This window comes from Sphingobium algorifonticola (genome assembly GCF_004005485.1).
GTDB lineage: Bacteria > Pseudomonadota > Alphaproteobacteria > Sphingomonadales > Sphingomonadaceae > Sphingobium > Sphingobium algorifonticola.
Window position 1 is genome coordinate 291287 of the sequence record NZ_RZUL01000002.1, and the last position, 12546, is coordinate 303832.

At 63.1% G+C, this 12546-nt stretch carries 8 protein-coding genes; 2 read left to right on the plus strand and 6 right to left on the minus strand.

All coding sequences use genetic code 11. From position 1 onward, the window contains the following. Window positions 1-30: 30 nt before the first annotated feature. The 4 genes from ENE74_RS06485 to ENE74_RS06500 form a co-directional block, all read right to left on the minus strand. Window positions 31-1662, minus strand: coding sequence for an alpha-amylase family glycosyl hydrolase (locus tag ENE74_RS06485; protein WP_127690023.1), 1632 nt, complete (start codon window positions 1660-1662; stop codon window positions 31-33). Between the two features lie 2 nt (window positions 1663-1664). Beyond that, a complete protein-coding gene (locus ENE74_RS06490) occupies window positions 1665-3482 on the minus strand; it encodes an alpha-amylase family glycosyl hydrolase (protein WP_127690025.1) in 1818 nt (605 codons plus the stop codon). Then, window positions 3482-4996 (minus strand): tryptophan halogenase family protein, encoded by a 1515-nt coding sequence (locus tag ENE74_RS06495; RefSeq protein ID WP_127690027.1) that lies wholly within the window; start codon window positions 4994-4996, stop codon window positions 3482-3484. Before ENE74_RS06495 ends, ENE74_RS06490 begins: the two co-directional genes overlap by 1 nt. A 66-nt stretch (window positions 4997-5062) precedes the next feature. Then, window positions 5063-7792, minus strand: coding sequence for a TonB-dependent receptor (locus tag ENE74_RS06500; protein WP_420902578.1), 2730 nt, complete (start codon window positions 7790-7792; stop codon window positions 5063-5065). Between the two features lie 340 nt (window positions 7793-8132). On the opposite strand from ENE74_RS06500, the gene ENE74_RS06505 reads away from it, so the two are divergent. Further along, on the plus strand, window positions 8133-9161 hold the full coding sequence (locus ENE74_RS06505) for a LacI family DNA-binding transcriptional regulator (RefSeq protein WP_127690574.1): 1029 nt from the start codon (window positions 8133-8135) through the stop codon (window positions 9159-9161). A gap of 32 nt (window positions 9162-9193) precedes the next feature. On the opposite strand, the gene ENE74_RS06510 is transcribed toward ENE74_RS06505, so the two are convergent. After that, window positions 9194-10336, minus strand: coding sequence for an aldose epimerase family protein (locus tag ENE74_RS06510; RefSeq protein WP_127690031.1), 1143 nt, complete (start codon window positions 10334-10336; stop codon window positions 9194-9196). Between the two features lie 137 nt (window positions 10337-10473). On the opposite strand from ENE74_RS06510, the gene ENE74_RS06515 reads away from it, so the two are divergent. After that, window positions 10474-11751 (plus strand): sugar MFS transporter, encoded by a 1278-nt coding sequence (locus ENE74_RS06515; protein WP_420902579.1) that lies wholly within the window; start codon window positions 10474-10476, stop codon window positions 11749-11751. A 13-nt stretch (window positions 11752-11764) separates the two neighbouring features. On the opposite strand, the gene ENE74_RS06520 is transcribed toward ENE74_RS06515, so the two are convergent. Then, a complete protein-coding gene (locus ENE74_RS06520; RefSeq protein WP_127690035.1) occupies window positions 11765-12499 on the minus strand; it encodes a FadR/GntR family transcriptional regulator in 735 nt (244 codons plus the stop codon). Window positions 12500-12546 lie beyond the last annotated feature (47 nt).

A 12546-nucleotide genomic window follows, 5' to 3' on the forward strand; every position in this document is an offset into this window, starting at 1 on the left:
AAAGCGCGCATGATCGTAAACTCCTGATTTTTAACCAATAACGTCCGCAACCACCCCGCCGAAACCGGGCAGGCTGTCCAGAGTCGCACCGTTGACGCTTTCAACGATACGCAGATTGTTGGCGCCGGCCGGTGACCAGTCCAGCGGTGCCGCGCCGAAATTGAATGCGCAGAGCATCGTCTGCCCCTCGAATACCCGCTCGATCACCAGCAGGTCGTCGCTGGCGCGCAGCACGTTGAGCCGCCCCCATTTGAGCGCCGGTGTGGCGTTGCGCAGGGCGAGGATTCGCCGCGTGAGATTGAGCATCGATGCAGGATCGGCATTCTGCCGGTCGACCGCCAGCGCATCATGATCCGGGCCGGTAGGCAGCCAGGTATCGGCGCTCTCGCTGAAGCCCAGCGCGACCGCATCCGCCTGCCACGGCATAGGGGTGCGCGCGCCGTCGCGGCTCAAGGTCAGCGGCCAGTTGGCGATCGCCTCGGGATCCTGAAGCCGCTCGAACGGTATCTCCACCTGCGTGAGGCCCAGTTCCTCGCCGTAATAGAGGAAGATGTTGCCGCGCAGACAGGCGAGCAGCAGCATCTTCATCGCGGCGAAGGCGTGGCGCTGCTCCGGCGTGGCCCAGCGGGATATGGCGCGCGGCGCATCGTGATTTTCGAATGCCCAGCTCGGCCAGCCCACCCCCGGTTCGTCGGGCCATTGCGCCATCACATCGGCGATCACCTGCGGCGTGAGTTGCGGCGCATAAAGAAAATCGAAGCCATAGGCACTGTTGAACCGGCTCTCGCCCTGCGTGAACAGCTTCATTTCGCGGTCGGCATCGTCCCCGCCCACCTCCGCGACGGTAAAGCGCGCGCCATAGCGATCCGTCAGCGCGCGCAGTCGCTCGATGAAGCGCGGGATGTCGGCATGGCTCTGGTTGTAGATTTTGAGCTGATAATCGAACGGGCGCGTCCGCACCGCGCCCGTATCCGGCGCGGGCGGATTGTCGCGCATATCGAGGTCATGCATCGCGAAGTTGATCGCATCGACGCGAAAGCCGTCCACCCCGCGATCCAGCCAGAATTGCGCGGCATCGAGCAGCGCCTGCTGCACCTGCATGTTGTGGACGTTGAGCTGCGGCTGCGACGCGAGGAAATTGTGCAGATAATATTGCCGTCGTCGCCCGTCCCACGTCCAGGCCGGACCGCCGAAGACCGACTGCCAGTTGGTCGGCGGAGAGCCGTCGGCTTTGGCGTCGGCCCAGACATACCAGTCCGCTCGTGCGTTGACGCGGCTTGATCGGCTTTCGCCGAACCAGGGGTGCTGATCCGATGTATGGGCATAGACCTGATCGATGATGACTTTCAGGCCCAGCGCATGGGCGCGGGCGATCAGCGCGTCGAAATGATCGAGCGTCCCGAAAATCGGATCGACGCCGCAATAATCCGACACGTCATAGCCGAAATCCTTCATCGGCGAGGGGAAGAACGGGGAAAGCCAGATCGCCTCCACCCCCAGCGATGCGACATGATCGAGCCGCGCGGTAATGCCGGGCAGGTCGCCGATGCCATCGCCATTGGAATCGGCGAAGCTGCGCGGATAAATCTGATAGATGGCGGCGCCGCGCCACCAGGCGTCGGCAGCTTCGCTCTGTATCTCCGGCATGGCCTTGGCCGTCATCGTCATTTCCCCGCTTCGCACATGAGATAACCCAGCGCCGGGATCGAGAGCTTCACGCTGCCCGGTGCGACCGGGGCCGCGGGGCAGGTGCCGATCAGGGGCGCGAAGGATGCCGATTCCGGTGCCACTTCGACATGGCCGTCAAACTGGGTCGTTGCCGTGTTGAACGCAATCAGTATCTCCCGGCCGGTTGCCGGATCGATGCGCGAAACGGCAAATATGCCGGGTTTGTCGCTGTAGTTGCGGATGATCTGCTTGCCCCGGCGCAGCGCCGGGTGCGCGCCACGCAGCTTGGCGAGACGGGCGATCGCCTGATACAGCGGATGACCGGTGTCGAAGTTGGCGTCGGCCGTGGTCTTGTTCGTGCCCAGCAGGACATTGTCGTTATAGACCGCGACCTTGCTGGGGAACATGTCCTCGCGCGAATCCTGATCGTTGCCGTCCCCGGCAAAACCCTGTTCGTCGCCCGAATAGATGGTCGGCACACCACGCAGCAGCAGCATCATGGCGTGCGCCAGTTCGGTACGCTGCAATATCTCCGCGTCGCTCGCCTGCGGCAGCGCCTTGCGCGCATAAAATGCGAAGCGGCCCGCGTCATGATTGCTGACGAAGGTGGGCAGGCGATTGGCGGCGTCCGTGCCGCCTTCGTACAGCGCATCGCCGAAATAGAGCCGCTCGAAGATGCCGCTGCCCTGGGTGCCGCCTACCGCCTGGATGACTGCCGCCCGGAACGCAAAGTCCAGCACGGCCGGAAATGCGTCGACGCGGGTGTGACGCGCCAGCGTGCCGGGGTCCATCGCATCCTGCGCGACTTCGCCGAAAATATGGAAATGGGGAATGCCCTTTGCCTTGGCACGATCCAGCATCGCGGGGACGAACGCGGCCCAAAACTCCGGGTTAACATGGCGCGCGGTGTCGATGCGGAAGCCATCCACCCCATATGTGTCGATCCACGCGCCGTAGATATCGATCATCCCCTGCACGACGCGCGGATTTTCGGTCATCAGATCGTCGAGACCCACGAAATCGCCCATGGTGGAGCTTTCGCCCGAAAAGGTCGTGTTGCCGCGATTGTGATACAGAAGCGGATCGTTGAGCCAGGCGGGCGTCTTTGCGTTTTCCTCGCCTTTGGGAATATAGGGGGAATAAGCGAAACCCGGGTCCGTCAACTTGGCAAAATTGTCCTGCGTCAGGATGCGGTCGCCCGCGAAACCCGCGTTGATCGGCGCACCCGTCACGCCGCCCTTGCGCGCATAGGGATAATCCGCCCGGCTGCGATAGGGGCAGGCGTCGGTTTGGCATTCGCGATAGGCGATGACGTCGGCGGTATGGTTGGCGATGATGTCCATATAGACCTTCATGCCGCGCGCATGCGCCGCGTCGACCAGCGCCTTCATGTCCGCGCCGGTGCCGAAATGCGGATCGACCTGCGTGAAATCGGTGATCCAATAGCCGTGATAGCCTGCGCTTTCCTGCCCTCGCCCGCCCTGTACTGGCTTGTTCTTGAAGATCGGGCCAAGCCAAATCGCCGTCGCGCCCAGCCCTTGGATATAGTCGAGCCGCTGGATCAGACCCTTCAGATCCCCGCCGTGGAAAAAGCCCTTGGATGCCGGGTCGAAGCCGGTTTTCATCCGGTCGCCTTTGAAACCGCCTTTGTCGTTCGCCGTGTCGCCATTTTCGAAACGGTCGGGCAGCAGGAAGTAGATCGTTTCATCTTCCGGCAGGCGTTCGCGGTAACTGCTGGCGCGATAGTCCTGCGCGGCAAGCGGCGCTGCAAGGGTCGTCAGGAACAGGGTAGCGAGCAGGTGCTTGGGCAACATCAGGCGGGTATCCTTTGGGGTATCGGGGCCGCGCAGTGGGCGGCGATATAGGCTTCGTGCGTCGGCAGGGCAGCAGCCTGCTGGCTGGCCTGCGCCTTCGCCAGCATCATGAACTCGGCAAGGTCCGCCTCGCTCAAAGCATCGGCCAGCGGATGCCAGCCGCGTGGCCGGATGCCCTGACCCCAGAGCACCTGCAACCAGCCGGTTTCGGTGAACAATTCTTCGTTGAAGCGGGCGATGCGGCCATTGGCGCGGAACAAAGCGATCTTCTGGGCAAGGCTGTCGGGCAGGGCCATCTCCCGGCAATGCTGCCACATGGGCCCTTCCCGCTCGGTGGCGTGATAGTGCAGGATGATGAAGTCACGGATCGACGCAAACTCGAAATCCATCTGCGCATTGAAGGCGTCGCGATCCGCCGTATCGACCGTTTCGCCCGGCAGATATTGCAGGAAGCGGGCAATCCCAGCCTGGATGAGGTGAATGCTGGTCGATTCGAGCGGTTCCAGAAACCCGCTGGCAAGACCCAGCGACACGCAGTTGTTCTTCCATATCTGCCGCCGCTTGCCGGTGACGAAGCGCAGCGGTCGGGGATCGGCCAGCGCCGGGCCGTCGAGATTGTCGAGCAATATGCGCGCGGCCTCATCGTCGGACATATGGTCGCTGCAATAGACATGGCCGTTGCCGATGCGATGTTGCAGCGGGATGCGCCATTGCCAGCCTGCCGCGCGCGCGGTCGATTGCGTATAGGGCGTGATCGGCGACACCGATTCACACGGCACCGCCAGCGCCCGGTCGCACGGCAGCCAGTGCCGCCAGTCCTCATAGCCGCTGTTGAGCGCACCTTCGATCAGCAGACCGCGAAAGCCGGAGCAATCGACAAAGATGTCGCCTTCGACGCTGAGGCCCCCGTCGAGCGTCACGCTGACAATATCGCCGCTCGCGCTGTCCTGCGTGACGTCCACCACCTTCCCTTCGATCCGCTCGACCCCGCGCGCTTCGGCATAACGGCGGAGATAGGCGGCGTAGAGCGACGCGTCGAAATGATAGGCGTGAGCGATCGCGGGCGCAGGGCCGAAGCGGTTCTGCGCCGCCGCCTGTGCCGTCGCGGAAAAGGCCCAGAGGTCATCGGCCCCGTCTTGCACGCAATGCCGAAGCCAATAATGGTGAAAGGCAATCAGCCCCAGCGGTCGCCCGATGCCGCCGAACGCGTGGATATAGCGATGGCCGGGACGCAGCCAGTCGGCGAACACGATGCCCAGCTTGAAGCTGCCTTGCGTCGCGCGGACGAAATCGGCTTCGTCGATGCCCAGCCCTGCGTTGAAATGCTGGATCTGCGGTATGGTCGCTTCGCCGACGCCGACTGTCCCGATGTCCTCGGATTCGATCAGTCGGACGTACCAGCCTTCCCCCAGAAAGCGGGAGAAGGCGGCCGCCGCCATCCACCCCGAAGTGCCGCCGCCGACAATGACGATCCGCCGGGGGAGGGGAGCGGGCTGTCGAGTCTGCTCACGCATGGCGGCGGTCCTCCGGGGCTTGGACGGCCTTCCCCCGTGCAGTGGGAAAGGCCGTCCAACTGGTCATCAGAACTTGTAGCTCGCCCCCAGCAGGAAACGGCGACCATAGGACTGATAATCGATAACCTGGTTCGGCGCACCCGGATCGGTGGTGACGAACGGTTCGTTGGTCAGGTTCTGCCCTTGCAGGAAGATCGACAGGCCGTGCAGCGCGCTGCCTTCCTGGAAGTCATAACCAAGCTGCCCGTCGACGATCATTTCGCCGCGCGCCCGGCGGCGGGTACGTGCCGCGCCGAACCCGGAAAGCTCGCCCACGAAGGTCGAACGATAGCGGACCGAGCCACGCGCGTTGAAGCCCCATTTTTCGAAGAAGGCGGTGCCGTTGACGACCCACTTCGAATAGCCGGGCAGGTCGCGGGAATCCGAACCGGGCGTCGGCGCGATGCGCGTCTTGGTATAGGAACCGCCGCCGGTAATGCCGAAGCCGTCGAGCGCCTCGGTAATGCTCGAGAACGGGAAGGTTCCGGCAATTTCAACGCCGTAGAGCTTGCCGCCTTCGCCGTTGACAGGGATATTGAGGATACCGAAGGGCAAGATGGTAACGCCATTGCCCGGATTGGACAGCGGAATGGTCGATGTGTCGAACACCACGTCCTGATTGTAGATGTAGCTTTTAAGCTGCTTGTAGAAGAACTGGGCGGCGACATAGCCCTGACGGCCGAAATATTTCTCGAACGTCAGGTCGATGGCATTGGCGCGCCAGGGGCGCAGGTCGGGATTGCCTGTGTTGCCGCTGAGCAGCGCGGTGTTGTTCTGGATGTTGAAACCATAGCTCAGCGAAGCCCGCATGTCGTCAAGACGTGGGCGGATGATTTCGCGTGCCGCCGAGAGACGGATGACGAAGTCGCTTGCCGTGCGGAGCGAGAGATTGACGCTGGGCAGAACGTCCAGATAGTCGGTGCTTTCGCGCCGTGCAGTGGCGCCGATGTTCGGCGAACCATTGGCGTTCGTGCCAAGGAACGTCGCCGTCCCCCCATTGCTGTTCTGGTCGGTCCAGTTCGCCTGCACGCCGAAGTTGCCGGTGAGTGTTGAGGAGCCAAGTTCCGCCTTGATGTTGCCCTGCAGATAGGCGGTCATCACCTTTTCGTGAATGTCATAGGCCTTGACGACGACGTCGCCATAGGGGTTCTTCACCAGCCTGTAGATGCCTGCATCCAGAAGCTCGCGCGGATCATAGCTGATGACCGGGCCGAGGCCCAGGAAACCGAGGTTGGACGTGCCCTTGCGGAACTGCTCGGGCACCGTCACGCTGGTCAGGCCATCGGTGTTGGCGACAAGACCAAGGAAGGATTCGTCGGGCGTCAGTGCCTTTGTGCGGTCGGTATAATTCAGGCCGAACTGCACGCTGCGCAGGAAGCTGTTGTCCAGCTCCTTCTCGATTTCCAGCCGATATTGCTTCAGCTCATCCTTGATGAGGCGGTTGTTGTAATAGCCGTCCTGCCCGTTGAGGATCGCCGAACCATCGGGCGCGATCTGCGTGCCGCCCCAGCCGAGCGGGCTGGTCAGGCGGATAACGTTGTAATCGCCGTAATTCAGCGTCGGGTCGAACACCGTGCCGTTACGGCCGCTGGTGAAGCTGATCGTGTCCTTCGCGCCGACATTTTCGCCGCGCGCGGTGCCGGCGTTGCTTTCCAGCACCAGCTCGTTGCGGTCAGTCTTGGACAGGCTGAGGTCGAGGGTCACGTTCCAGCCGTCGTCGCCCTTCCAGCTGTTGTTCCAGCCGAAGGAGTAGAGCTTCGCCTTGCGCTCGAACACGTCGTTGCGGACGACGCCTTCGATATTGTTGAAGGTGCCGGAATTGACGAAGCCGTTGCTGACGGTGGTGTTGGTCAGCGTGACGAGATTGTTGCCGAACGCCAGTGGCAGTTCGACGCCGCGCTTGATCTGGTCGTCCTTGAAATCGGAATAGAAGGCGTCGACCGTAGAGGTGAAGTTGGGCGACGGGCGCCATTGCAGCGTGCCTTGCAGGCCAAGGCGGGTAAGCTGGGTGGATGTGATATAGGATTTCGATCCGCCGATCACGCGCGGTGCCGCGGCGCTGCCGTCACCGGCATAGCCCCAGGCGTTGAACTCCTGGATCTGATAAGGCTCGTCGAGATAGCTGGCCGACAGGGCGATACCGATGGTGTCGTTGGCGAACTGATCGACATAGCTGGCGTTGACGCGATAGCCCGTGTCCTTCGACCCCGCGTTGAGCTTGCCGATGTCGGTATAGGTGCCGCGCCCGCCGATCGAGATTGTCGGCTTGGCATAATCGAGCGGGCGAATGGTGCGCAGATCGACGGTGCCCGACAGGCCCTGACCCACGATGCTGGCCATCGGCGTTTTGTAGACGAGAACCTGGCTGACGACTTCCGAAGGATACTGGTCATATTCCACCGCCCGGTTGTCGCCTGTTGACGTCTGCTCGCGGCCGTTGAGCAATGTGGTGGAGAAATCCGGGGCGAAACCGCGGATCGAGATGGCGTTGGAGCGGCCCGAGACGCGCTGCGAGGTAAGGCCGGGCAGGCGCGCGATCGATTCGGCGATGGACGCATCGGGCAGCTTGCCGATGTCCTCTGCGGAAATCGATTCGACGACCTGATCGCGATCCTTCTTCGCGATGACGGCGTTTTCAAGGGATGCGCGGAAGCCGGTGACGATGATCGCGCCTTCTTCGGAAGGCTGTTCCTCGGCGGCCTGGGGCGCGGCGGTCGTGGCGGCGTCCTGCGCCTGCGCCAGACTGGCGGTCGCCATCGCAAAGGCGCACACCCCGATCGAAGCGACGGTCTTGACGGATAAAATGCTGCGGTTGTTCATGCTAGCCTCCCCTGCGTCCCCTCTGCTTCCGGCGCTTCGCGCGGCGCCGTTTCATCGGTGGGACTTTTTGAAACATCCAGTGCCGGGGCGCATCGCGACCCGATGGCTGTCATCTGCCTGCCGACTGTCGATCGGGCAATGAATGTGCATACGAATACGCTATGCATGCATGGCGGGGCGGTATCGTCGGCGCGGGTTTGCCCGCGGCTTCGTTATCTGCCACAATCGGTTCGCCGCCGCAGAGCGGGCATATGGGGATGACGAAAAGGCCGGGCCGATGACTGCGCCGCGCAAGGCGACTTCCTTCGATATCGCGCAGATTGCGGGCGTATCCCAGCCGACGGTGTCGCGCGCATTGCGCGGCAGCCCCTCGATCAGCGAGGAGACGCGCAAGCGCATCGCGGCCATCGCGCATCAGCTCAACTACAAGGTCGACAAAAACGCATCGAGCCTGCGCAGTCAGCGGTCGAATACGCTGGCTCTGCTGTTCTTCGAGGATCCGACGCCGGATGATTCGCACATCAACCCGTTCTTCCTCTCGATGATCGGATCGATCACGCGCGCCTGCGCGAAACGCGGTTTTGACCTGCTCATTTCGTTCCAGCAGTTTTCGAACGACTGGCACACCGAATATGAGGACAGCAACAAGGCCGATGGCATCATCCTATTGGGCTATGGCGATTATGAGGCCTATCGCGGCCGCCTTGAGCAGCTGGTGCAGCAGGGGACGCATTTCGTGCTGTGGGGATCGAGCAAGGACGGGCAGCCGGGCGTGACCGTGGGCTGCGACAATCGGCAGGGCGGCCATGATGCGGCGATGCACCTGTTCGGCCAGGGGCGGCGGCGGCTCGCCTTCATCGGCAACGCGACCAGCCATTATCCCGAGTTCTTCTCGCGCTGGCGCGGCTATGCTGAGGCGCATGCCGCGCGGGGCCTGGCCTGCGATCCCGCCCTCCAAGCCGACGCCCTCAATCTGGAGGAGGACGGCTATGCCGCGATGCGGACGGTCCTGTCACGCGACGTGCCGTTCGACGCCTTGTTATGCGCCAGCGACACGATTGCCATCGGTGCGTTGCGGGCGCTGCACGACGCGGGCCTGCGGGTGCCGGAAGATGTGGCGATCGTCGGTTTTGACGACATTCCCGCTGCGCGCCTCGCCAGCCCCCCGCTCAGCAGCGTGGTGCAGGACCAGAGCCTGGCTGGCGACGTTCTGGTCGAAACGCTGGTCCGCCAGATCGACGGTGAACCGGCAAGCGACACGGTGCTGCCCGTGCGGCTGGTGGTGCGGCAATCCTCTGGCGGGTGAGGTGCCCGGTGCGACCGCAAAGGCCGTTCACCTCATCGTTGTACCGACAGCTTATACACCATCACATGACGATAAGGTTTTCCGGGATCGACTCGGGCCGAAACGAAGGCGGGCTTGTTGGGCGTGTCGGGAAACTTCTGCGGCTCCAGCGCGATGCCGTCTCCCATGCGATAGAGATGGCCTCGCTTGCCGACGAGCGTGCCGTTGAGAAAATTGCCGGCGTAGAATTGCACCCCCGGTTCGGTCGTGAGGACGTCCAGAACCCTGCCGGACGCAGGGTCTTCCAGCCGGGCCGCCAGCTCCGGGGTCCGCGTGAGGCCCTTGTCGAGCGCGAAATTATGGTCATATCCGCGCCCCGCCACGATCTGCGGGTCCTTCCCGTCGCGGATGCCGTCGGCCACGGTACGCGGCGTGCGAAAGTCGAAAACCGTTCCGGCCACCGGCTGCAACGCACCCGTCGGAATCAGGGTGGCATCGACCGGCGTATAGGCCTTGGCCGGGATCGTCAGTCGATGCTGAAGGGCACCCTGGCTCGCCCCTTCTCCCGCCAGGTTGAAAATCGCGTGATTGGTCATGTTGACCACCGTGGGCTTGTCGGTCACCGCGTCGAACGCGATGGTCAATGCACCCGCTTCGTCCAACGTGTAGGTCACGGTCACGTCGAGCGTTCCGGGATATCCCGCATCGCCATTGGGGCTGCGATGGGTCAGCACGACTTCGGCGACCGGCCCGCCCTTTGCCGAAACCACCCGCCACGCGACCCTGTCAAACCCCTTGTCGCCACCGTGCAGCGACTGTCCGTTGTTGTTGGCCGGAAGCGCATAGCGCCGCCCGTCGAGCATGAATGCGGCATTGCCGATACGATTGGCGTAGCGGCCGATGGTGGTGCCGAAATAATTGGGGTGATCGACATAGCTTTTGAGATCGTCATAGCCGAGCAGGACATCCGCAAACTTGCCCTCGCGATCCGGCCCGATCAGCGATTGCAACGTCGCGCCATAGCTCAGGATTCGGGCGCTGACCCCGGCGCCGTTGCGCAGCGTCACGGCTTCGATCTGAGTACCGTCGGCCAGCGTTCCGGCAGGCTCGCGTTTCACTTCGCCTGCAAGCGCAGGCAGGCTTACGCCCAAGGCGATCGCCGCTATGGCCATCCGGTCGATGTTCATGGTCCTCATCCCCGCCAGGCGCCGGTTGACGCACCCTTTGCGCTTATATAGTCAGACAAAATAAGCCGGAGCAAGTCGTTTGACGTACGATATTGTCCGAATCAGAGGAGCAGGCAGTGGCAGCACCCGTTAATTTAGGTAGCCCCGTGGCGGCACAGCCGCCGACGACGGGGACCAGTTATCGCGCCGCGTTGACGCTGCTGGCCAGCCTCTTTTTCATGTGGGGCTTCATCACGGTCATCAACGGCACGTTGCTGCCCCATCTGCGCAGCGTGTTCGATCTGTCCTACACGCAGACCACCTTGATCGAATCGGTCTGGTTCATCGCCTATTTTTTCGCATCGATCCCGTCGGCCAAGCTGATCGAGCGGATCGGTTATCAGAAATCGATGGTTGTCGGCCTTGCGATGATGGCGGCAGGCGCACTGGTGATGGTGCCCGCGGCCCGCATCCCCTCCTATGGCGTGACGCTTTTCGCGCTGTTCGTTATCGCGTGCGGCATCACGCTGTTGCAGGTCGCCGCCAACCCCTATGTCGCGGTCGTCGGCAAGCCGGAAACGGCATCGTCCCGGCTGAACCTGGTGCAGGCGTTCAACTCCGCTGGTGCGACGCTGGCACCGCTGTTCGGCGGCTATCTCATTCTCGGTCGCACGACATCGGGGACAGCCGCCGCCGGGGCTGCGGCGCTCACCCCGGCCGAGCGGCTGGCCGACGCGCAGTCGGTCGTGCTGCCCTATATGATCGTGGCGGCGGTGCTGGCCGTGCTGGCGGTAGTCATTGCGCGTTTTCCCTTGCCTGCGATGGGCGCTGCGACGCAGCGGTCGGCGAAGGCCGATCGCAAGGATCAGTCGCTCTGGGCGCATCGCAATCTGGTGTTCGGCGTCCCGGCGATCTTCATCTATCTGATCGCGGAAATCGGCGTCGGCAATCTGTTCATCAATTTTGTCAGCCAGCCCGACATCGGCAATCTGACGCATCAGCAGGCGTCAAATTATCTGTTCCTGCTGTGGGGCGGCATGATGGTCGGCAGGCTGATCGGCGCGTTTGCGATGCAGAAAGTCGATGCGGGCCACGCGCTTGCCGTCGCGAGTATCGGGGCGGCGATCGTCATGCTCGTTGCGACGTTCACCACCGGCCATGTCGCGATGTGGGCCCTGATATCAGTGGGCCTGTTCCATTCGATCATGTTTCCCACGATCTTCACGCTCGGCATTCGTGGTCTCGGCCCGCTGACGGAGGAAGGATCGGGGCTGCTCATCATGGCGATCGCGGGCGGCGCGCTGGTGGTCGTGCAGGGCTGGCTGGCGGATATTTACGGTTTGCAGACGTCATTCCTGCTGACCGCGGCCTGCGAACTCTACATCCTGTTCTATGCGCTGTGGGGGTCAAAGCCCACCGCGGCTTTGCCCGAACAGCGGTTGTAACGCCGCACCGGCGCTATTGCGCCATCGAAGTCTGGGTGTCGTCCAGCGCCTGATCGACCAGCAGGCGCATGGCCTCGGATGCGGCCGCAGCATCACCGGCGGCAATGGCGTCCAGCACCGCGCGGTGATCGGGTATCGGATTGCGTGGCAATATGCGGGCGCGCAGTTTGAACTGTGTGGTCCAGGTGACGGCTGCTCCAATGCTGGCGCTCAACACCATCAGCGCATCATTGCGCGTCGCCCGCAATATCGCATCGTGGAAATCGCGGTCGGCCGCCCGCCCGGCGTCGGTCGCCAGCGAGTGACGCGACATGCCTGCCAGCGCCTCCTTCATGGCTTTCAGATCGTCGCGCGTGCGGCGTTCGGCGGCCAGTGCGGCGGCGGCCGGTTCGATGATTCCCCGCAGTTCGAACAGCGACCGGATGAAGGTGATGTCCGGCTCCCCGGCAAAGGCCCAGGCGAGCACTTCGGGATCCAGAAGGTTCCAGCGGCTGCGCGGCAGCACCCGCGTCCCCGCCTTGGGGCGGCTTTCCACCAGCCCTTTGGCGGTCAAGACCTGCACCGCTTCGCGATAGGCGCTGCGCGATACGTCGAGGGCTTCGGAAAAAGCGACTTCGCCCGACAATATGTCGCCCGGTGCGAATTCGCCGGACAGGATGGCGACTCCCAGTTTGTGGGCGATGGCACCGTGCAGACGGCGCCCAGTACCACGCGGCTTTTTCGTCTTCACTGCGTCCGCGTTGCTCACCCCGTCTGCCTCCTCGGCCTGTGCCTATCACCCGTGCCACGCAATCT

What these genes read in the sequence shown, in the direction of transcription:
- ENE74_RS06485 (WP_127690023.1), bottom strand. Translation starts at nt 1,662, where the DNA reads ATGACGGCCAAGGCCATGCCGGAGATACAGAGCGAAGCTGCCGACGCC.
- ENE74_RS06490 (WP_127690025.1), bottom strand. Translation starts at nt 3,482, where the DNA reads ATGTTGCCCAAGCACCTGCTCGCTACCCTGTTCCTGACGACCCTTGCA.
- ENE74_RS06495 (WP_127690027.1), bottom strand. Translation starts at nt 4,996, where the DNA reads ATGCGTGAGCAGACTCGACAGCCCGCTCCCCTCCCCCGGCGGATCGTC.
- ENE74_RS06500 (WP_420902578.1), bottom strand. Translation starts at nt 7,792, where the DNA reads ATGGCGACCGCCAGTCTGGCGCAGGCGCAGGACGCCGCCACGACCGCC.
- ENE74_RS06505 (WP_127690574.1), top strand. Translation starts at nt 8,133, where the DNA reads ATGACTGCGCCGCGCAAGGCGACTTCCTTCGATATCGCGCAGATTGCG.
- ENE74_RS06510 (WP_127690031.1), bottom strand. Translation starts at nt 10,336, where the DNA reads ATGAGGACCATGAACATCGACCGGATGGCCATAGCGGCGATCGCCTTG.